Annotated in this window: 21 protein-coding genes; 13 read left to right on the forward strand and 8 right to left on the reverse strand. The window is 41.4% G+C overall.

The annotated features are described in order from the left end of the window. The first annotated feature begins 11 nt into the window (after positions 1–11). Entirely contained in the window at positions 12–581 is a 570-nt protein-coding gene (locus tag F887_RS01690) for a hypothetical protein (protein ID WP_005297270.1), read from the forward strand. 60 nt (positions 582–641) lie between these two features. On the opposite strand, the gene F887_RS01685 is transcribed toward F887_RS01690, so the two are convergent. Next, positions 642–1,205 (reverse strand): hypothetical protein, encoded by a 564-nt coding sequence (locus F887_RS01685; RefSeq protein WP_005297272.1) that lies wholly within the window; start codon positions 1,203–1,205, stop codon positions 642–644. Between the two features lie 168 nt (positions 1,206–1,373). On the opposite strand from F887_RS01685, the gene F887_RS01680 reads away from it, so the two are divergent. After that, complete coding sequence (locus tag F887_RS01680) at positions 1,374–2,009, forward strand: class I SAM-dependent methyltransferase (protein ID WP_005297274.1); 636 nt, start codon at positions 1,374–1,376, stop codon at positions 2,007–2,009. Here F887_RS01680 and F887_RS01675 read toward each other — a convergent pair. Then, a complete protein-coding gene (locus F887_RS01675; RefSeq protein ID WP_005297276.1) occupies positions 2,003–2,473 on the reverse strand; it encodes a Holliday junction resolvase-like protein in 471 nt (156 codons plus the stop codon). The genes F887_RS01680 and F887_RS01675 overlap by 7 nt on opposite strands. Before the next feature lie 132 nt (positions 2,474–2,605). On the opposite strand from F887_RS01675, the gene F887_RS01670 reads away from it, so the two are divergent. The 4 genes from F887_RS01670 to yccS all read left to right on the forward strand — a co-directional run bounded on the left by F887_RS01670 (position 2,606) and on the right by yccS (position 7,565). Continuing rightward, the gene (locus F887_RS01670; RefSeq protein WP_032863004.1) at positions 2,606–3,250 is read left to right on the forward strand and encodes a ParA family protein; all 645 of its coding nucleotides are present in this window, start codon (positions 2,606–2,608) and stop codon (positions 3,248–3,250) included. Between the two features lie 122 nt (positions 3,251–3,372). Further along, entirely contained in the window at positions 3,373–4,467 is a 1,095-nt protein-coding gene (locus tag F887_RS01665) for an AI-2E family transporter (RefSeq protein ID WP_005297281.1), read from the forward strand. A gap of 108 nt (positions 4,468–4,575) precedes the next feature. Next, positions 4,576–5,157 (forward strand): superoxide dismutase family protein, encoded by a 582-nt coding sequence (gene sodC, locus F887_RS01660; protein WP_005297286.1) that lies wholly within the window; start codon positions 4,576–4,578, stop codon positions 5,155–5,157. 332 nt (positions 5,158–5,489) lie between these two features. Beyond that, on the forward strand, positions 5,490–7,565 hold the full coding sequence (gene yccS, locus F887_RS01655) for a YccS family putative transporter (RefSeq protein WP_005297289.1): 2,076 nt from the start codon (positions 5,490–5,492) through the stop codon (positions 7,563–7,565). Positions 7,566–7,587: 22 nt separating this feature from the next. Here yccS and F887_RS01650 read toward each other — a convergent pair whose 3' ends face one another. Then, on the reverse strand, positions 7,588–8,823 hold the full coding sequence (locus F887_RS01650; RefSeq protein WP_416201969.1) for a chloramphenicol efflux MFS transporter CraA: 1,236 nt from the start codon (positions 8,821–8,823) through the stop codon (positions 7,588–7,590). Between the two features lie 356 nt (positions 8,824–9,179). Beyond that, the gene (locus F887_RS01645) at positions 9,180–9,551 is read right to left on the reverse strand and encodes a putative periplasmic lipoprotein (protein WP_005297293.1); all 372 of its coding nucleotides are present in this window, start codon (positions 9,549–9,551) and stop codon (positions 9,180–9,182) included. Positions 9,552–9,731: 180 nt separating this feature from the next. Between F887_RS01645 and F887_RS01640 the strand changes: the two genes are divergently transcribed. From F887_RS01640 to F887_RS01630, 3 genes are all read left to right on the forward strand, one after another. Then, positions 9,732–10,607, forward strand: a complete 876-nt coding sequence (locus F887_RS01640) for a DUF4349 domain-containing protein (RefSeq protein WP_005297295.1) — start codon at positions 9,732–9,734, stop codon at positions 10,605–10,607. A gap of 112 nt (positions 10,608–10,719) precedes the next feature. Further along, positions 10,720–11,310, forward strand: a complete 591-nt coding sequence (locus F887_RS01635; protein ID WP_005297299.1) for an NAD(P)H-dependent oxidoreductase — start codon at positions 10,720–10,722, stop codon at positions 11,308–11,310. Between the two features lie 13 nt (positions 11,311–11,323). Then, positions 11,324–11,638 carry a putative quinol monooxygenase gene (locus tag F887_RS01630; RefSeq protein WP_005297300.1) on the forward strand — a complete coding sequence of 105 codons (315 nt, stop codon included), beginning with the start codon at positions 11,324–11,326 and terminating at the stop codon, positions 11,636–11,638. 75 nt (positions 11,639–11,713) lie between these two features. Here F887_RS01630 and F887_RS01625 read toward each other — a convergent pair whose 3' ends face one another. After that, the gene (locus tag F887_RS01625; RefSeq protein WP_032863200.1) at positions 11,714–12,478 is read right to left on the reverse strand and encodes a nucleotidyltransferase domain-containing protein; all 765 of its coding nucleotides are present in this window, start codon (positions 12,476–12,478) and stop codon (positions 11,714–11,716) included. 130 nt (positions 12,479–12,608) lie between these two features. On the opposite strand from F887_RS01625, the gene F887_RS01620 reads away from it, so the two are divergent. Beyond that, positions 12,609–13,397, forward strand: coding sequence for a hypothetical protein (locus F887_RS01620; protein ID WP_005297303.1), 789 nt, complete (start codon positions 12,609–12,611; stop codon positions 13,395–13,397). A gap of 282 nt (positions 13,398–13,679) precedes the next feature. Here the strand turns inward: F887_RS01620 and F887_RS01615 are convergent, their stop codons facing one another. After that, the gene (locus F887_RS01615) at positions 13,680–15,089 is read right to left on the reverse strand and encodes an FAD-binding oxidoreductase (protein ID WP_004803999.1); all 1,410 of its coding nucleotides are present in this window, start codon (positions 15,087–15,089) and stop codon (positions 13,680–13,682) included. A 347-nt stretch (positions 15,090–15,436) separates the two neighbouring features. Here F887_RS01615 and serA point away from each other — a divergent pair, with 347 nt between their 5' ends. From serA to F887_RS01600, 3 genes are all read left to right on the forward strand, one after another. Further along, positions 15,437–16,669, forward strand: coding sequence for a phosphoglycerate dehydrogenase (gene serA / locus F887_RS01610; RefSeq protein WP_005297305.1), 1,233 nt, complete (start codon positions 15,437–15,439; stop codon positions 16,667–16,669). A gap of 103 nt (positions 16,670–16,772) precedes the next feature. Beyond that, positions 16,773–17,654 carry an EamA family transporter gene (locus F887_RS01605; protein ID WP_032863006.1) on the forward strand — a complete coding sequence of 294 codons (882 nt, stop codon included), beginning with the start codon at positions 16,773–16,775 and terminating at the stop codon, positions 17,652–17,654. A 50-nt stretch (positions 17,655–17,704) separates the two neighbouring features. Continuing rightward, the gene (locus F887_RS01600; RefSeq protein WP_005297308.1) at positions 17,705–18,562 is read left to right on the forward strand and encodes an EamA family transporter; all 858 of its coding nucleotides are present in this window, start codon (positions 17,705–17,707) and stop codon (positions 18,560–18,562) included. Between the two features lie 17 nt (positions 18,563–18,579). Here F887_RS01600 and F887_RS01595 read toward each other — a convergent pair whose 3' ends face one another. Then, positions 18,580–19,347: a sulfite exporter TauE/SafE family protein gene (locus tag F887_RS01595; protein ID WP_005297310.1), complete on the reverse strand. Its 768-nt coding sequence runs from the start codon at positions 19,345–19,347 to the stop codon at positions 18,580–18,582. Between the two features lie 11 nt (positions 19,348–19,358). Further along, positions 19,359–20,252 carry a tRNA pseudouridine(55) synthase TruB gene (truB, locus tag F887_RS01590; RefSeq protein WP_005297312.1) on the reverse strand — a complete coding sequence of 298 codons (894 nt, stop codon included), beginning with the start codon at positions 20,250–20,252 and terminating at the stop codon, positions 19,359–19,361. Positions 20,253–20,370 lie beyond the last annotated feature (118 nt).

Genomic DNA, 20,370 nt, shown 5'->3' on the forward strand with positions numbered 1-20,370 from the left:
CGAGTTGAGCTATGCCTAATCTTAAAATCACATTTGCCATCACCTGTGTACTCAGTTCAGCACTCATGCTCAGTGCATGCAATAAAGACAAAGAGCCTTCTGCCCATAAAGAGCAGCCAAGCAGTTCAACCAATGATGCGATTGGCCAGCTGAATCAAACACCAATCAAGCAGTTCCCTGCCACAGCAGATGATGGTCATGATATTGCGATTTTAGAAGATTATGACAAGCGCTTTACCGACATGAGCGATAGCATGGAAATTGAATTGGCCAAGATGAAAGAAGCCAATACGTTAACTCCTGAATTTGAACAGCAACGTCAAAAAGACAATGTGAAATCTGCACTTGCTATGCTGAAAGATTTGGAGTTAAAAACGGAACAAGGACGTTATATTCAAGGCTTGCTCTATGATTATTGGGAACAGCAAGCTAAAGTCCTCGATCAAGGAACTGCATCGACTCAGACGCAAACGGATGCAAATAAACAAGTGAATCATCTGAGTGAATATTTGCATGCACAAAGCCAATTACACCACTGGAAAAGCGCACAAACACCTGAAACCAAAATGCAGGCTGAATAATTCTCGCCTATAAAAAAAGAGGGTTTTTGCCCTCTATTTTTTATTTATTAGAAGATCTACTTAAATATTTTGTTTCTCGATCCACTGAATCGAACTCACGCGGAATAATTCACACGCACCATCGCCAATACCACCTGGCGTCAGTGATGATTTCCAAACCAGATCCTTATCACGAATCTCGACCAGCTCACCTTTTAACTGCACTAAATCTCCACGCTTCACCTGCTTGATTTGTTTGGCAATTTCAGGATTGGCAGGAATAATGTGCATATTGGACACCATTTTAATCGCTTGATCTGGTGGCACAGGCAGTTTGGTCATTTTCCAATTCAGATAACGGTCATACTGACGAACGTCAATCGTCCGTGCAATCTCAGGTTCAGCAAAAAGACCTAGGCTGACAGCATAGTCAATCGGAGAAAATTTAGCTTGTTCATCATCATGGTAGACTTTTGATCCGAGAATACGGAAGTTGCCATCAAAAGGCTTAAGGACTGAAATCGATTGATATTTCACAACTGGTGATAAACCATTGGCGATATTATATTCATCCCCACTGGTCGATGCATGTGTTTGCCCAATTGCAACAACCATGCATAAACTCATCCATAGACGTTTCTTCATGGCTCAATCATCCTCAAAATAACGAAAAACTTAGAAAAGCAGTTCTCTTCATAGTATGCTTAGATGGTGAAAAAAAGTGCTTTATTTGGTAACAATCCAGCTCACTTTAGTCATGTTTTTGTGGTTTAGTTACCGTATCCTCTTTTCTGAATCAACGAATGGAATTCTATGATTTACCAATTCTATCAACGTCGGGTGTTTCCTCATTTACTCAATCAAGTCATGCAAACGGCAAGCTTAATGGATCGACGTCGTGAATTACTGCTGCCGATTGAAGGTGAAGTTCTCGAAATTGGTTTTGGTACAGGCCTAAACATTCCCTTTTATGGCAATGTGGATTCAGTGTACGCCTTAGAACCCAATCCTGATATTTATCTGTTGGCGGTTGATCGTGTGCAACATGCGCCCTTTTACGTGAAACATGTTCAATCCAGCGCAGAGAAACTGCCTTTTGCAGATGCATCTCTGGATCACATTGTCTCAACTTGGACCTTATGCAGCATTGCGCATTTAGACCAAGCACTGGCAGAAATCTATCGAGTTCTTAAACCGACGGGAACCTTTCATCTGGTTGAGCATGTCAAACATCCAAGCTCTGCTAAAATACAGTCTTTGCAAACGTTGCTGACCCCAATTCAAAAACGCATTGCCGATGGCTGCCATCTGAACCGAGACATTGAACGTCAGCTCTTACAAGCCAAATTTAAATTCATCGAAAAAGAATATTTTGATGCAGAAGGTATTCCAATGCTTGCACAGACCATGCTGTTGGCACGTGTGCAAAAATTAGAGATTGCTCATTGATCATCAAAATCAATGCGCAAAGTTTCAAAACGGATACGCCCTTCTGTTACCGCTTGAGCAATGGCCTGCTGTCCTTTGCTTAAGCGCGCCCCACCACTTTTAATATCCAATAAAATAACTTCAATATCTTCGGCGGTGCCATCACCATCGCGAAAGTCGGTATAACCATCAAAAATAACGTAATCAACGGGATCGCCTAAAAACTTGGCATCGCTTGGCAGATAGCGAAATTCAGGCAAGATCGGTGCAAATTGTTCAGCCATTTTGCCTTTCAATACTGCACGACTGGTGTTCACACTACGCTTCTGCGCATCAAGCAAAGCCTGTTTATGTTCCAGTTCAAGTTCAGCGATATATTTTTCATACTCTGCCTGAATCCGACCGTTACGTGTGCTCGACAAAATAATTGTGGTGATGACGACACCAATACAACCACCAATCAGCATTGCAAGCCAAACCGACATATCAAACCTTCCTTTTCTGTGCTGCCGCTATTTAACTGCAACATTAAACTTTTGTCATGTGTAACACACTCGACGCAAAAAGATGCTAAGGTATGAATGAATATGAGCGCATAGTTAAATAAATCTAATTTCATGAAGACAATATTAATCGCAAATCAAAAAGGTGGCTGTGGCAAGACTATGACAGCTATTACACTCGCTGCCGCATTATCACAAAAAGGCTATAAAGTCGCGCTGGCAGATGCTGACAACCAAAAATCATCATTACAATGGTTAAAGCAACGCCCTGAAACTGTCACAGGCATTCAAAGTCTGGATTGGCGACATGAAAAATCGATTGGTGAAGCGCCCAAAAATTTAGATTATTTAATTATTGATGCTCCAGGCGCACTCTCGGGTGAACATGCCGAACAATTGATCAGTGAAGCACATGCAATTGTGACCCCATTACAGCCCTCTTTCTTTGATATCGATAGTACTCGTCGCTTTTTAAAACATCTGCAAGACATCAAACGTATTCGTAAAGGCAAAGTGCAAATCTTGCTGATTGCCAATCGAGTCAAACCAAACAGCGCCAGCTCAAAGGATATTCAAGACTTCTTTAGCAAAATTGAACAAGATCCTGTGGCATGGATTTCAGAACGCAGTGCTTATGGTACTTTGGCGATGCAAGGGCTCAGTGTTTTTGATAAAACCCAGAAAAATTATGTCAGCATCCAAAGCCAATGGCAGCCTGTTTTAAATCAGTTGGTGGATGATCCCAGCGAGTGGTTCTAAGCTTTGCAAAGAAACGTAATCTTTTGATATCAAATCTTAAAAGTGGAAAATGAAAATTTCCCTTAAGCGCTTTTTCAGTTAAGATGGTTTTATTCAATTTCTAGCACTAGAGAAATACTATCGTGCAACAATACGCTCCCATTTTACAACGCGTTTTGCTGTTTGGACTGTTCTTTGTCCTGCTCTTTTTGGGATTTAGTATTCTCAAATACTTTATTGTCCCTGTCCTTTGGGCCGCAATTATTGCTTATATGACTTGGCCTGTTTATCTATGGGTACAACGTCGTTTCTTTGGTGAAAACCGACCAACACTTAATGCCACCCTGATGATCACGGTGGTGATTTTAGTGATTGGTGTCCCTTTTATCTGCGCGATTTTTATGTTGCAGCTGGAAGGTCGTAATTTATATTTTAATTTACAACGACAACTGTTTTCAGGTCATGTACAAGTGCCTGAGTTTATTAAAAACCTGCCCATTATTGGTCAAGACATCAGTCGTACCGTCAATGAACTGAGTAACGACCCGAATAGTATTACCAAGAATATTGCTGAGTGGATCCAAAGCCACCTGAGTTATGGTCGTTTTGTCCTTAGCGAAATTAGCCGTAATTTGGTCAAGCTGACCTTTGCCCTGATGACCTTGTTCTTCTTCTACCGTGATGGGCAAATGATCTTGGCGCAAGTCAGCCGCGCCTTGGAAATGGTGATTGGTCCACGCGTACATCATTATCTGGATACGATTTCTGAAACTACACGTGCTGTCGTTTACGGTGTCGGTTTAACTGCGGTTGCACAAGCCTTGTTAGCGGGTCTCAGTTATTTTGTTGCAGGCGTACCGAATCCAATGCTGTTGACTATGGTCACCTTTATTTTGGCGCTGATTCCTTTTGGTACTCCAATTTCATATCTCGGTGTGGGGCTGTGGTTATTTGCTCAAGGTCAGACCATGGAAGCCATTGGCGTTGTGGTTTGGGGTGTACTGATTGTGAGCAGCTCGGATAACGTCATTCGCCCGTTGGTGATTTCAGGTGCGACCCAGATTCCATTCATTTTGATTATGTTTGGAGTTTTAGGTGGTATTGCCAGCTTTGGTTTGGTGGGTCTATTCATTGGTCCAGTGATTTTAGCGATCTTGCTGGCGATCTGGCGTGAATGGCTGCATGAAAATGTCGATGAACCTGTTGTAGCTCTGGAAGCACCACCTGAACCGAAGTAGGTTCGTTTTGTTTAATTTTTTGTCATCAATTGATTAATGTCGCTTGCGAGATATCTCTGACTTTGTTTGAATCGTCAAATAAAGATAATTTATAAGGATATCTTCGCAATGACATCAATGCTTCAAAAACTTTCTTTACTGAGCTGTTTGAGCTTAAGTATCGCGGCCTGTTCCTCAGTTGCTTTAGATAACAATGCGTCAAAAATTCAAACGCAGGCCAGCACGGCTGATCAAAAACAGTTAATCCAAGTCTATCAAGTTGATGCGAAAGGCATTGGTGCTTCGATCGGAACTGTTGCATTCCAACAAACCCCAAAAGGCTTACTCATTACACCAGCACTTTGGAAACTGTCTCCAGGTGAACACGGCTTCCATATCCATGAAAATCCATCCTGTGAAGCTGCTTTAAAAGATGGAAAAATGGGTGCAGCACTGGCGGCAGGTAGCCATTTAAATCCGGAGAAGGTTGCACATCATGGTACGCCAGAAACGGGACATTTAGGTGACCTTCCCGTGTTGGTGGTCAATGATAAAGGTTTTGCGACCACCCCTGTGATTGCACCACGTTTAAAGCTGGCTGATATTCAAAATCGTGCCATCATGATTCACGTGGGTGGTGACAACTATTCAGATACACCAAAACCTTTAGGTGGTGGCGGTGATCGTATCGCTTGCGGTGTAATTAAGTAATTTGAATACTGTGGGTATCTATCAAGTTATCCACAGTTGCTCTGCTTTTAGGCAGTTTTATTTATTTTCCAGTTTCACAATAACAAAATACAACTGAGCATGAATTTTGCATCTTATCTCTTATTTGAAGAATCAAGTATTTGAAAGATCATGCAAATATTTATGCTAAAAAATAGTGCCCGTTGCTGGCGAACAATGCTTTCCTTTGGGAAATTTATTCGTATGATGAAACCAGAACATTTCAAAGAATAAGAATCGTGAAAAATTTATCTACCCTGTTCAATTGCTTTCGCTCCAACTCGATTCTTCTTTATTGCCTGCAAATCTTAATTGTGCTGTGTGGTACAACCCTGCTGTTACATCAGCTCGGTTTTGGACAACTGATCGTTCCTGTCACCTTAGGCGCCATTGCTGCGGCACTGACCGATTTTGATGATCGTCTCAGTATTCGTTTACGTAATCTGATTTATGTCTGTGTGCTGTTCTTTAGCGTGAGTACTATTTTAGAGTTTCTCGCACCCTATAAATTTTGGTTCATTGTCTATCTCAGTCTTTCCAGTGCGGCATTAGTTCTTTTAGGCGCATTGGGGCAACGTTATGCAAGCATTTCCTTTGGGACGATTTTACTTTCGATCTATACCATGTTCGGTCTAGGCGAATATCCAGATTGGTATCAGCAACCGAGTTATTTTGTCTTGGGTGCCTTATGGTACGGACTAACCTCAATCCTATTTTTTATTATTCGCCCAACCTTGCCTTTACAAGAAAAAATATCAACCATTTTTCAGGATATTGCAGACTTACTACAGGCCAAATCACGCCTATTCGATCCAGATAATCGGAACAATGTTGAGACTTTATTGTTTGAACTTTCGCAAAAGAATACGCAAGTTGTAAATAGCTTGAATCAAGCCAAGAACTCATTGTTGACTCGCTTAAAAGCATCACGGGTCAACAGCACCAGTATTTATTGGCTCAATTTGTATTACTTTGCCCAAGACATGCATGAACAAGTCACTTCCAGCTATCTGCACTATGAAAAAATTCATCAAAACTTTAACCGAAGTGATTTGATTTTCCGTATTCAAAAAAATATGCAGCTACAGGCTTTAGCTTGCCATGATTTAAGCCAAGCCATTTTACATCATCAAACTTTTCAACCGAGCGAGCCTGCCAGTACTGCACTGGAAAATCTCGAATATTCCATGCAGGATTGGGTCCAACAGCATCCGGATAATCTTGAAGTCAAAAATCTGGAACTGATCTTAAATAATTTAAAAAGTGTGCATGAGCAATTTGCTCAACTGCAACTTAATCAAAATATCGAACAGCTTTCACCGCAGCAACATCAAGACCACCTCAATTTGCTCGATGATGATATTCAAGGCGTGCAAGATCTTATTTTGAAAATCAAACAACAGCTCAGCCCTCAGTCTGCATTGTTTCGTCATGCTGTTCGTTTGGCGGTGATTTTTGCCATTGGGTATGCCATTTCCTTGTTGCCCTTTGCCCAAAATGGCTATTGGATTTTACTTACCAGTTTATTTGTCTGTCAGATTACCTACTTTGCCACCAAGAGCCGTCTCAAGCTCAGAACGATCGGTACTTTGCTCGGTGTGTTGTTAGGGATTCCCATTCTGTATTTTGTTCCCAGTATTGAGGGGCAACTGGTATTGACTGTGATTTGCGGGGTATTATTTTTCTATTTAAGACAAAAGAAATATGCACTTGCCACCGTAATGGCAACCTTGATGGTGCTGCTGATTTTTAATTTAAAAGGTGCGGGCTTTAGTATTATTCTGCCACGAATTATCGATACCTTTATTGGCTGCGCAATTGCATGGTTGGCGGTCAATTTCATTTGGCCAGATTGGAATTTCCGTAATATTTCCAACAATATCAAGAAAAGCAATCAAACCATGCTCGAGTATCTGCATGTGGTGGTACAGCAATATCATCAAGGACGCCAACTTGATCTGAAATATCGAACCACACGACGTGCGGCACACAATGCACAAATCGAGCTCTCCAATATGATTTCCAGTCTGAGTACTGAACCTCAGCCCAATCAAGAACTGATCCAACATGCCTTTCGTTATCTGGTTTATAGTCATAGCCAATTGAGCTATGTCTCTGGTTTGGGACATCAACGTGAAAAAATCGAAGATGACAAAATCCTCGATCTGCTGGATAAAATTGAACAACTACTCCAGCAAAGTCTGGTCGAACAAGCCCCCATTCAACAAGATCATCTGGAACATTTACTGACAGAAATTGAGGCCTTCAATCGGCAAGAACAGGTTTCTAAACAACATCCATTGTTGTTAAAACAAATGAGTCTGCTGCTAGAAACTTTGACTGAATTGGTTTCGTTAAAAAATAAGCTGCTCAGCTTAGAAATTAAGTGAGCAGAAAATCAAAGCAAAAAACTTAATGTATTCCTTGCTGTTCACGGGCTTGCATATGCTGTTTCAAAGTATGGCGTGGTGAACTAAACCACAACACGATCAAGACCACACTTGCCAAAGCAAAAGCCCAGATATGGAAATGCGTATACAGCACTCGAACCAATTCTATCACCACAAAGTAGCTGATCATCATCAGCATAGATACCGCAGCTGCGACTGTTCCCTTGGAAACTTCGGAAGACATCAGTGCAAAGCGGTACATCACCGAGAAACTAATCCCCTCACCAAGGCTGATTAAAGTCATCCCAATCAATAAACAAGGCACCAGATAAGCCTGCCAAATCACACCCAGTACCAAGAACAGCGTGCCTAGCAACATAATCGGCAAACCCAACAAGATGGTTTTACCCAGCGGGAAACGATCAATGATTTTGATCAAGATGATATTGCCGGCAATGAGGCCAAAGAACACAGGGAATTGTGCGAGACCATATTGCACGCTACTCAACTTCAACTCATCTACAAGAATGATCGGAGATAAGGCAATCCATAGCATCAAAGGCATACCGACCATGGGCAAAGCAATACTAAGCCCCAAGAAACGGCGATTGCTGAATACCTTTTTAAAGTCATCAAAAATATGGCTAAAAGGTTGTTTTGGTTGTTTACGGCTTTCCTGAGTGGATGGCATAAATTTCTTTAAACCAAACCAACTGATGAAAGACACCGCCGCAATGGCGACAAAGCCCCAATGCCAAGAGACATAATCAATCAGGAAAGCACCGAGTACAGGACCCAACAACGGCGCAAGCAAAGAAATATTTGCCATCAATGCCATGACTTTAATGGCGTCACGCTCTTCAAAAGTTTCCTGAATGGCCGCATAACCAACCGCAGAAATGACACTGAGACCCATGCCCTGTAGAAAGCGCAAAGTCAGAAACTGTTCAATATTATGCGTCAATAAAATTAGTAAACAGCACAGCGTGAAAAATGCCACACCTGCCAATAGCACTTTTTTACGGCCGAGTCGATCCGAAAGCGGTCCCAACAGCCATGCGACACTGGCACCACCCAACAAATAAAATGACATTGACGACGGTGCCCACGTTGCACTGACCGCAAATTGTTCTGTAATCGACAGCATCGCAGGCTGAATCAAGTCATTACCGATATAAACTGAAAATTCGAATAGCACCAAAGCTAAAGGAAACATGAGCGTTATACGGTTTAACGTCATGTTCTGATTATTCGTCATCATGTTTTGTTCACAAAAATAACCAACTGGCGTGCCTCCCATTTTCAACGATAGAAAATAGGATCATCACCACAAGATTTTATGGTTTAAGATTTAAATTTTGATGTCATGCTGTGAGAAGGCATGTGATAAACGTGAAAACACCGTATTCACAAGGTGTATGAAGAAAAACGATTTATTACGTGAGCTTGGTAAATGTTTTACCTTTTGGCAAAAATTGCCACGCGCAACTTTAGCACTTTTTAAAAATGACCGCAATTTAAACAGTCCAAAAGGCAAAGATTGAGATGTGTATAAGCAAAAAGTTATCCACAATTTTGCTTATGTTTTCTCCAACCCTGCAATTGAATTGCCGATTATGGGCATAACTCAAATTGGAAACTTTGCGTATTTTCACCTCTGGCACATTGATAACTTTGCTTCTTGTTCACCACTTTCCAAACATCCTGATCGCGTTTTAATTGATATTGTGTACGGACAGCAATGACTGAATCATCTAACTGCGCTTGTTCAACAGTGACCTGCGCATCAGTTGGATTTTCGGCGCGGTTAAATTGCTGATCTATTTTTAAATTGTTTTCTTCATGAAACAGATCCGGCTGATCCGATAAAATCGCGTGCATTACCGTACTCTTTTGCACCGTTGCCTGCTGCTGAGATTGGGGAATCGGCTGATTACACGCACTGAGTAATAATATGCAGCCTAAGATCATCGCAATTTTATGCATTTTGTACCTCTCCAATCCATTTTGCTCATTTATGCTACTATGCAAAACTAAATTGCCACGCAACAAAATGTATGTGGCGTGCATTAAATTTGTTGTCATCATGCAAGATGATGATCATAACAAATGATTAAAAAAACACAGTTTATAACATCAAAATCACCTTACTTTGGACATGCCGATATGTCAGATTTAGCGAAGAATTTAAGCATTATTTTAATCTTGGGTAGCACTTTGGCTGCCTGTTCCAAACATCCAGAAGGTGCAGCAAGCGATGCAGCTGTCGCAACTGAAAGTGCTGCAATGGACAGTACTGCTGCTCAAGAAAATGCAGTTCAAAATCCAGAACAACTGGTCAGCAATCAACAGAGTGCTTTAGAGCAAAACCGTCAATTGGTGAAAAGTGCACAACTGCAATTTGAAGTGAAAGATGTGTTAAAAACCACCTCTGCACTGGAACAACAATTACTGCAATACAACGGCTATATCGAAGAAAAACAGATTAATTATCAAGTCAGTGATCGGTCTGAGCGTGATCGAATTGATGGCAGTGTCGACATCTATGAAAAAATTACCCCGACTGTTCAGCTCACAGTCCGCATCCCCAATGCGCAGGTGACCACTTTCCTAAATAATTTATTGCCCCTCATGCTGAACTTTAATACTCAGAGCTATGAAGCCAAGCGTTATGAATTAAAACTGCTCGAAGAAAAACTGAATTCCGCCAATCAAAGTAACAGCGGATCAAATGCCGTTAACAATCAGTTGCAGCAACTGACCAATTTAGAAGTCAAAGATCGGTTGGCTTATAGCACCATTCGACTGGAGTTCTTCCAGCAGTCACAAGTGCGTAAAACCCATGATCTCAACATCCATCGCATTGCGACATTGGACAGTGATCCACTACTCAGTCGAGTTTGGGAAGCCATTAAAATTGGACTGTATGGCTTTAGAGAAACCATCATTTGGCTAGTGATGCTATGGCCGCTGTATTTAGCGATTGTGATTTTATGGGGGCTTCGTCGTTGGTATAAAACTAAAAAATCAAAAGCCGAATAACTCAATTGTTGACTTTTGATCAATAGTATTTTGCTGATTTATGCATTTTTACTCATGAATAGATTTCCTAAAATACGTGCATATTTTTAGAGATTTATTCCTGAGTTCTCCCATGAGCAATATTTTAATTATTAATGGTGCCAAACAGTTTGAACATTCGAATGGTGAATTAAATGACACCCTGACCAATTTTTCTCAGGCACATTTAACTGCCTTAGGTCATCAGGTACAAGTGACGCGTACCGACAGTGACTATGATATTCAAGCCGAGATTGCTAAATATCTATGGGCAGATGTGGTGATCTATCAAATGCCAGGTTGGTGGATGGGTGCTCCATGGACCATGAAAAAGTATATCGATGATATCTTCACTATTGGTCATGGTTCACTTTATGCCAGCGATGGTCGTAGCCGTTCAGATGCATCTAAAAAGTATGGTTCTGGTGGTTTAATCCAAGGTAAAAAATACATGTTGTCTTTGACTTGGAATGCACCGATGGAAGCCTTTACCGATCCAGACCAATTCTTCCACGGCGTTGGCGTTGATGGCGTTTATTTACCTTTCCATAAAGCCAATCAATTTTTGGGTATGGAATCTCTACCAACATTTATCGTCAATGATGTCATCAAGGCGCCGAATGTGCCAAGTTACCTTGAAGCGTACAAAGCACATTTAGATCAGCTGTTTGCCACAAGCCATTAAGTGAGAAAATATCATGCTAACCATTATTGCTGAAATACATACCCATGCAGGTGCGGAACATCGCCAAGCGGTCTTAGACGCATTTCAAAAGATTATCCCAACGGTACTGGCTGAAGAGGGCTGTCATGGCTATGAGCCACTGATTGACCATCTTCCTGCGATAGAAATGCAAGCATCTGATGCAAATAGCATTATCATGTTAGAGAAATGGCAAAGCACAGCTCATTTAGCAGCGCACATGCAAACTGCACATATGCAGCAACACTTTGAAGCCACTAAAGAGCATGTTGCGGATGTAAAAATCCGCATTCTAAACAGCGGGATTTAACAGATAAAACCATTAACCTAAGTTCGACATATTGAATATTTAAGTCGAACTCAGGTAATGAGTAAACGAATCATATTATTGATAATAATGCTGTTTTAAATGACGGCTATAGCCTGTTAAATACGTTTCCAAACTGGCACGACGATCTGCCTTCTGCATAGACTTTTCCACCAACTGCTCGATCTTATGTTCCAATAAATTAAGAATCGCGACTTGTTCTGCTTCAGGCAGTTGTACCTTTTCTTTCTGCTGCTTTTTAATTTCCAGATAATCTTCTGCCCAATGCCGTAATGGATCATTTGCATCCACTTGCGCAAACAGATCGGTAATCAGTAACTCAGGCATCTGTTCTTGGGTTGCCAACTCAGCCGACATCAAACCACGAATCGAATAAAAGACTTTCTTATAGGTAAAGTTATCTGCGGTTTGCATCACTTTCATCCCACCTTTTGCCAGTGATAAATAGTGGTGATACAAGGCGCTATAGTCGATTCGCTCTAGCAATCCATCACGAAAACCCTGCCATTCAGGAAAGGCATTAAAATATACAATATGTGCTCGGACCCACTCCAAAACAGTGGGGTTACTTTTTGCCAATAACCCAAACATTTTATCCAAGTCATAAGAAACAAAGTCAAAATCTCCGTCCATGATCTCAATCAGATCACGATATTTTTTATAATCAAAATATTGGTCTTTACTCGGTAAATGAAAGCCACGCACATCATAGTCACTGTCAGGACTGGCCATTCCCCATAAGCGACTGCCACTTTCAATATAAAATAATGGAATGTCTTGACGTTGTTGAAACAGTTTTTCGATTTCTTGATGGATGTTCATTGCTATAACTTCATTATTTAAAAATTTATACTTGCGAGAGACAATAATATTTTTTACTGTACGCATTGATTTAATAAATATTATCGACTGATAAGACAATCTCCATTCAATATAACAAATAGGATCATGCATGCAACTGACTTATGCGGGACAGGTTTTCTTGGTGGTCGTTGCGATCTTGTGTATTTGGTCACTTGTACTCACGAAATTTTGGCTAAAACGTTTAGCCAAGAATCGTGATAGCAGTAAGTTCGAATTTGCTTATTTATTTGTTGTCATCTTTAGCATTAGTTCTTTATTTTTCCCTTTTTCCTATTGGGTTTCACAAGCTGTTTATGCTTTGGCAACCAAGCCAAGCTATGATGCAACCATCGTGAGCTATACTTCCGAGTGGGTTGATACTGAACGTACAGACTCTAACGGGCGTAAATATAAAACCCAAACGCTCATGCACACCGCTCAAGTTCAATTCAAAGATGATCAGAACAGAACATTGCTCTTGGATAATTCAGTCCGTTCAGGTGATGTGCCTGTCGTCGGAGATCATATTCAAGTGGTTTATGAAACAGGTGATCGTTCTGCACAAGAAAAGAGTTGGCGTACAGGGCTCTTGTTTGCCGCTACTCTGTTTATGCTGTTTATCATGGGCTATATTCTGGTCATGATTATTGCCTATGCTTTGAATCGAAACATGGAACCTTATAAAGACTTTGCCAACCTATTAATTTTTAGAATCACTCTCCCCCTTGGCACTATGGTGATGTTTGGTATGTTGTCTTATTCCGTTTTTGCTTATTTCTTTTTAGGAGATCCACAGAATCTACCTGTATGGGCAGTTGCAATCTGTGGCTTCTTTACACTCTGCCTTTTACCGCTGATTTATCATATTTTGACGGGTTGGAAAGCGTATAGGAGATAGATAAGTCAAAGCTCAGTTTACTATCGTGCGGGCGGCATGGATGCCGCCATGTGGAACTGCTGTACAAGGATGTACTGTCAGTTCCACAAAGGATTTTTGCCTCCTTTTGATCCTTCAAAAGTAGAGAACTCCCATATAAGCATTGTTCAGAACTCACTCATGATAAGTATAAGCCTGTGTCGAAATTTTCTTAAAATATAGCTTAACTATGATTTTATTTCACAATAAAAAAGCGTATCTTTCGATACGCTTTTAAAAGAACTTCTTTTATCTAATCAAGCATTAAAGATCAAATAATTTGCCTGGGTTCATAATCCCATTCGGGTCAAATGCCAGCTTCAATGCTTTCATATATTCAATTTCTTCAGGTGAACGTGAATATTCCAAATATGGCTTCTTGGTCATCCCCACACCATGCTCAGCAGAGATCGAACCATCATATTTTTTAACGGTATCAAACACGTATTTGTTCACCACCTGACACTTGGCAAAGAACTCATCTTTGGTCAAATTCTCAGGTTTTAAAATATTGAGGTGCAAGTTACCGTCACCGATATGACCAAACCAGCAGATTTCAAAGTCTGGATAATTATCTGCAACAATCGCATCGATTTCCGCAATAAACGCAGGTACATGCGTAATTAACACAGAGATGTCATTTTTATATGGAATAAATGGTGCAATCGATTCCGAAATATCTTCACGCAAACGCCATAAGCTTTGCGCCTGTTCCAGACTTTGGCTCATCACACCATCAATCACCCAACCTTGTTCCATACAATGCTCAAAAATCTGCATTGCCTTGTCCATGATTGGTTCATACGGTGCTTCAAATTCCAATAACACATAGAACGGACATTGCGTTTCAAATGGACGTTGTACATGACCACGATCCAATACTTTCTGCATTGCCAATTCACCAAAGAATTCAAACGCAGTCAGATCAATTGCATTTTGGAAAGCATGTAATACCGGCATGACTGCTTCAAAGTCAGGTGCGCCTAATACCATTACTTGTAAGTTTTGTGGCTGACGCTCAAGCTTGATCTCAGCTTCTGTCACTAGACCTAGCGTACCTTCACCACCGATAAACAAATGCTGTAAGGAATAACCCGTCGCATTCTTAATCATGCCTTTGTTTAAACGCAGCACATCACCTTTGCCCGTCACCACGGTCAAACCGAGTACCCAGTTACGGGTCATGCCGTATTTGATCACTTTAATACCACCAGCATTGGTACCGATGTTACCGCCGATCTGACTTGAACCTGCTGAAGCAAAATCCACTGGATAGTACATGCCTTGTTCTTCGGCATAATTCTGTAATTGCTCAGTCACTACACCTGCTTGAACACGGACCATACGGTCAGCAGGGAAAAACTCAAGAATCTGGTTCATCTTGTCAAAGCTAATTACAATCTCGCCATTGGTTGCGACAGCACCCGCTGAAAGCCCCGTACGACCGCCCGATGGGGTAATCGCGACATTGAATTGATTGGCAAGTTTAACAATGGCCTGCACTTGTTCAGTGCTTGAAGGGAAAACGATGACTGATGGGTTCGGATCAAAATGTTTCGTGTGATCTCGTCCCCAATTTTCTAAACTGTCGGCATCGGTTTTAATTCGGTTTTCACCCACAATTGCCGTTAATTGGGTCAATAACTCAGGTGTTAAAGCGACTGAAGCATTCATCGTTTACAGGCCTAGCAAGAAGTAAAGATAGAGCATTTGAATAACAACACAATATTTTTCAATATCTTAAAATGCAGTATTCAACATATAGAAACTCGGCAGAACAGCGCAAACCTGATGTTTTCAGATTTGACTATCAGATCTCTGCATTTTACATAGAAGCAGGCACGGGATAAAGCTTAGGATAAAGATACTGTAATAACAAAATGTGTATAACCAATAAAATTCAGTTCGAACTGAAAAATTATCAATAATTCTGCTGCGGTAATTTTAAACGAAATATTTATATCTCAAAGCTCTATGCTATAGTACTGCAACTAAATTTTGGCCTTTGTAGCGGAGCCGTAATGAGCCAACATCTATCACTACCTAAAGACAAAATCCGTTTCCTTCTGTTAGAAGGTGTGCATCAAAATGCCATCGATACCTTAAATGCAGCGGGTTATACCAACATCGACTACCACAAGACTGCGCTTGAAGGCGAAGCTTTGAAAGAAGCGGTTAAAGACGCACACTTCATCGGTATTCGTTCCCGTACACAATTGACTGAAGAAATCTTTGAAGCTGCGAACAAACTCATTGCAGTGGGTTGCTTCTGTATTGGTACTAACCAAGTCGATTTAAAAGCGGCAATGTCTCGTGGTATCCCAGTTTTCAATGCACCGTATTCAAATACGCGTTCGGTCGCAGAATTGGTTCTTGCTGAAACAATTCTTCTGCTTCGTCGTGTACCTGAAAAATCGAAAGATACGCATGCGGGCGGTTGGAATAAAGCTGCGGTGGGTTCGTTTGAAACTCGTGGTAAGACTTTGGGTATCGTCGGTTACGGCTCGATCGGTTCACAACTTTCTGTATTGGCAGAAAGCTTAGGTATGAAAGTCATCTATTTTGATGCTGTGACCAAATTACCATTGGGTAATGCACGTCAAGTTGGCTCTTTAGATGAACTTTTAGCAACTGCAGATGTCGTGACTCTACACGTTCCAGATGTTCCATCTACGCGTAACTTCTTCAAGAAAGAACAATTCGCGAAAATGAAAAAAGGCTCAATCTTCTTGAACGCAGCACGCGGTACATGTGTTGTGATTGAAGATTTAGCAGATGCGATCAAATCAGGTCACATCGCTGGTGCAGCGGTTGACGTATTCCCGAAAGAACCAAAAGCGAATGGCGAAGAGTTCCTATCTCCACTTCGTGGTTTAGACAACGTGATTTTAACACCGCACGTTGGTGGTTCTACTATGGAAGCGCAAGCAAACATCGGTTTAGAAGTGGCTGAAAAATTCGTTGCTTACTCAGATAAAGGTATGACGCTTTCTGCGGTGAACTTCCCAGAAATCGCATTGCCACTTTCTGATGGTCAACACCGTTTGCTTCACATCCACAAAAACGTGCCGGGTGTGTTATCGAAGATCAATACATTGTTCGCTGAACAAGGCATCAATATCTCTGGTCAGTCGTTAATGACCAAAGGTGATATCGGTTACTTGGTGATGGATGTTGACGCATCTGCATCTCAAGAAGCGCTTGATACCTTGAACCATGTTGAAGGTACGATCCGCGTTCGCGTATTGTTCTAAGTCATATTTAGAATAATGTCGAAAAAGCCACAGTTGATGCTGTGGCTTTTTTATGGGCGTTTGACTTATTATGTGAATATTATACCAACTGTTAAATAATAAAATGTCTACCCCAATGCTGAAAACACCACTTCATGCTTTATTGCTGTTGATGATTGCCATGTTGTGTGTGCAAGGCAGTGGTTCTTTAGCCAAAATTCTGTTTCAAAGCTTTCCTGTATTGACCGTCTCCGCCATGCGATTATTTTTTGGTGCGATTATTTTGGCACTAATTTTTAAGATCTGGACCATCAATTTCAAAGTGGTGCGTTGGAAAGCCATTCTCACCTATGGTGTCGCACTTGCTGGGATGAATGCCCTATTCTATTTATCCCTTGAACGCTTACCACTCGGTCTAGCGGTTGCCTTTGAATTTATCGGTCCCTTAAGTGTCGCGCTCTATCATGCTCGGCAAAAATACGATTTTATTTGGGTTGGTTGTGCCATTCTAGGCTTAATGTTGCTCTTTCCTTTGCAACAGGCCCAACAAGGTCTCGACATGCTTGGCGTATTCTTTGCCATCAGTGCAGGTGCATGTTGGGCGCTGTATATCATTGCTGGACAAAAGCCTTCTGGCATTTCAGGTAATCATACTGTCTGTTTAGGCATGTCGATTGGTATGCTCTGCCTGCTGCCTTTTGCAGTCTTTTCAGGAGCTATCGATCGAGTCTTTGAACTGCCTAATTTATATTATTTTATCGGTCTTGCGATACTCGCCAGTGCCTTACCGTTTACCTTAGAAATGATCGCATTGCGTAGTTTAACCCCGCTTAGCTTTGGTACTTTGATGAGCTTGGAACCTGCGGTTGCTGCGCTCTCAGGTTTTATTTTCCTAGGTGAGACTCTACTGTGGAATCAATGGTTAGCTTTAGGCACCATTATTCTGGCTTCTATTGGTTGTACCTTTACCACCCAACAAGCTCGACAGCAAAAAGAGCTCAAATAAATGCTGTTTTCCGATCCTAAGATAACTCTTCAATATTTCGTAGATCCTTTATGAAAAATATCCAGTTGGTCGCTGTGCTGTATATGGTTCTTTCCATGGTGGCTTATCAAATCAGTGCTTCATTTGCCAAGCAATTGATTGCCATACTCGACCCACTGACCGTCACAATTTTAAGGTTATGTTTCGCTACGATTATCGTTGCGATCATGTTCCGTTCATGGAAGATTCTCTCCAAACTCAGTCAACTTAAATGGCGAGATTTACTATGCTACAGCGCAGCTTTAGGTTGTATGAACATCTTGTTTTACACCTCTTTAGGCAAACTGCCGCAAGGCATTGCCGTTGGGTTAGAGTTTATTGGTCCACTCGGTTTAGCCTTACTCTCAATTAAACAACGCAGTGATTATATTTGGGTTGTATTTGCGATTTTAGGGATTGCACTCATGGTCCCTTGGCATGATGCCAATGCCCAAAATTTTTCTTATCTCGGAGCAGCCTGTGCATTAGGTGCTGGTTTCTTTTGGGCACTGTATATTTATTTCGGACATCGTGTCGTACAACAAAATATTGGTATGCATGCACTGACCATTGCGATTGGTTTAGCCGCTCTTACGCTACTCCCCTTCGGCCTTTGGAATAATGCACCAGTTTTGATGGATACCCAATATTGGGGTAAAGCCTTGGTCATTGCGATTTTAGCAACAGCCATTCCTTATGCATTGGATTTAATGGCACTGAAACGTCTCAGTAAACTGAGTTATGGAACCCTATCCAGCCTAGCACCAGCACTTGCAGCACTCGCAGGTTTAGTATTGTTACATGAGCAAATTAGCTTGATTCAGTGGGTCGCTTTGGCATGTATCATGGTAGCTTCGATTGGTGTCACACTTCGTGGAGAAAAAGCCTAATTTTCTCCACCCAATAATTATGCTGTAAGAATTTGATAGCCTAATCGGCAGATCAAAATACTCACCAAAATCAGGAATAAAATACGGATAAAGCCACTGCCGTATTTTAAGGCCAAACGCACACCCAATAATGAACCGGCAATATTGGCAACTGCCATCATCAAACCCAATGCAAACAGCACATGTCCTGTCGGAATAAAGAAACTCAATGCTGCTAGATTGGTCATGAAGTTGCCAATCTTTGACAATGCCGAAGCATGTAAAAAATCGACCTGTAAAAAGCGAATAAAGAAGAAAATAAAGAAACTGCCCGTACCTGGGCCAAAAATACCATCATAGAAACCAATCGCCAAGCTACCAATCGCAGCCAGTACGAGTAACTTAGGTGTGATTTTTTGATCGATATGGACTTGCCCGAATTGCTTCTTCATAAAAGTATAAATCGCAATCACAATCAACATGACCAAGACGATCGGTCTTAAGATATGTGTGGGAACTAAGGATACACAGGCAGCACCGATAAAGGAGCTAATAAAGGCAAACAGTGCAATCACACCCAACAATGACCATTGCAACTTCACCCGTCGTACAAATGAAAATGCAGCCGAACCCGTCCCACAAATCGAGGCCAGTTTATTGGTACCAAATAAGGTAGCAGGTGCGATTTGCGGTAAAGCCCCCATCAAGGCTGGAATCTGAATCAAACCACCACCACCGACAGCTGCGTCAATTGTTCCTGCACAAAAAGCGAAGAACACCAGTGTCAGAATCAGTTCCCATTCCATTGACAATAACCTTATAAGTTTAACAAGCGTTTTGGTACAAGACGTTTTTTATCCGTGATCTCAGCCAATCCCAAGCAACGTTCCCCATCAAAAACCAGCACTTCAGCCGCTGCATCATGATCAATATTGCTTTCCTGTCCATTGCCGAAATACTTTTCACGACCTTCTGGCAATTGCACCCGAGGAAAATGCTCAACAGGCGAATAGACTGAGAGTAATAAAGCATCTCGCTGTTCCAAAGAAAGGCTTTCGAGATATTCAATGGTATAACTTGGATTAATCTCAAAGTGACCTGTTTGAGTACGATGCAATTTGGTTAGATGCCCACCACAACCTAAAGCTTCGCCAATATCTTCGCCTAATACGCGAATATAAGTGCCTTTCGAGCAAGTCACATCCAATGTCAGACTATCTTCTGTAAAATCAACCAATGTTAAGTCATAGATGGTGACTGGGCGCGCTTCGCGCTCAATTTCGATCCCTTTACGCGCCAATTCATAAAGTGGACGACCATCACGTTTCAAAGCTGAATACATCGGTGGCACTTGCTGAATATCACCACGGAATTGTGCCAGAACCTGTTCAATATGCTCTGCGGTTAATGCGGGTACTTCTCTCTGTTGGAGAATTTCACCTTCAACATCACCTGTCGCTGTGGTTTGCCCTAACTTGACCGTAGTTTGATAACGCTTGGTTGAATCCAATAGATAATGCGAAAACTTGGTCGCCTCACCCAAACAGATCGGCAATAAACCAGTCGCCAATGGATCTAGAGCTCCCGTATGGCCTGCTTTTTGCGCATTAAAAAGTCGACGCACTTTTTGCAATGCAGAATTAGAACTTAAACCTAAAGGCTTATTTAATAGGAAAACACCGCTTAAATGGCGATAAGAACTTTTTTTCATAAAAGAAAAGTCAAAGCATAAAGACCTATTTTAGCAAAACTCGGCCTAGGATTTAAAAAAGGATTGGCTTTTAGCCGTAAACAGACATAAAAAAATGCGCCAAAGGCGCATTTTTCTG

It is taken from the genome of Acinetobacter sp. NIPH 2100, from assembly GCF_000369805.1.
In the GTDB taxonomy this organism is placed as follows: Bacteria; Pseudomonadota; Gammaproteobacteria; order Pseudomonadales; family Moraxellaceae; genus Acinetobacter.

Excerpts from the sequence above, each read along its gene's own strand:
- F887_RS01690 (WP_005297270.1), top strand. The coding sequence starts at position 12 with ATGCCTAATCTTAAAATCACATTTGCCATCACCTGTGTACTCAGTTCA.
- F887_RS01685 (WP_005297272.1), bottom strand. The coding sequence starts at position 1,205 with ATGAAGAAACGTCTATGGATGAGTTTATGCATGGTTGTTGCAATTGGG.
- F887_RS01680 (WP_005297274.1), top strand. The coding sequence starts at position 1,374 with ATGATTTACCAATTCTATCAACGTCGGGTGTTTCCTCATTTACTCAAT.
- F887_RS01675 (WP_005297276.1), bottom strand. The coding sequence starts at position 2,473 with ATGTCGGTTTGGCTTGCAATGCTGATTGGTGGTTGTATTGGTGTCGTC.
- F887_RS01670 (WP_032863004.1), top strand. The coding sequence starts at position 2,606 with ATGAAGACAATATTAATCGCAAATCAAAAAGGTGGCTGTGGCAAGACT.
- sodC (WP_005297286.1), top strand. The coding sequence starts at position 4,576 with ATGACATCAATGCTTCAAAAACTTTCTTTACTGAGCTGTTTGAGCTTA.
- F887_RS01650 (WP_416201969.1), bottom strand. The coding sequence starts at position 8,823 with ATGACGAATAATCAGAACATGACGTTAAACCGTATAACGCTCATGTTT.
- F887_RS01645 (WP_005297293.1), bottom strand. The coding sequence starts at position 9,551 with ATGCATAAAATTGCGATGATCTTAGGCTGCATATTATTACTCAGTGCG.
- F887_RS01640 (WP_005297295.1), top strand. The coding sequence starts at position 9,732 with ATGTCAGATTTAGCGAAGAATTTAAGCATTATTTTAATCTTGGGTAGC.
- F887_RS01635 (WP_005297299.1), top strand. The coding sequence starts at position 10,720 with ATGAGCAATATTTTAATTATTAATGGTGCCAAACAGTTTGAACATTCG.
- F887_RS01630 (WP_005297300.1), top strand. The coding sequence starts at position 11,324 with ATGCTAACCATTATTGCTGAAATACATACCCATGCAGGTGCGGAACAT.
- F887_RS01625 (WP_032863200.1), bottom strand. The coding sequence starts at position 12,478 with ATGAACATCCATCAAGAAATCGAAAAACTGTTTCAACAACGTCAAGAC.
- F887_RS01620 (WP_005297303.1), top strand. The coding sequence starts at position 12,609 with ATGCAACTGACTTATGCGGGACAGGTTTTCTTGGTGGTCGTTGCGATC.
- F887_RS01615 (WP_004803999.1), bottom strand. The coding sequence starts at position 15,089 with ATGAATGCTTCAGTCGCTTTAACACCTGAGTTATTGACCCAATTAACG.
- serA (WP_005297305.1), top strand. The coding sequence starts at position 15,437 with ATGAGCCAACATCTATCACTACCTAAAGACAAAATCCGTTTCCTTCTG.
- F887_RS01605 (WP_032863006.1), top strand. The coding sequence starts at position 16,773 with ATGTCTACCCCAATGCTGAAAACACCACTTCATGCTTTATTGCTGTTG.
- F887_RS01600 (WP_005297308.1), top strand. The coding sequence starts at position 17,705 with ATGAAAAATATCCAGTTGGTCGCTGTGCTGTATATGGTTCTTTCCATG.
- F887_RS01595 (WP_005297310.1), bottom strand. The coding sequence starts at position 19,347 with ATGGAATGGGAACTGATTCTGACACTGGTGTTCTTCGCTTTTTGTGCA.
- truB (WP_005297312.1), bottom strand. The coding sequence starts at position 20,252 with ATGAAAAAAAGTTCTTATCGCCATTTAAGCGGTGTTTTCCTATTAAAT.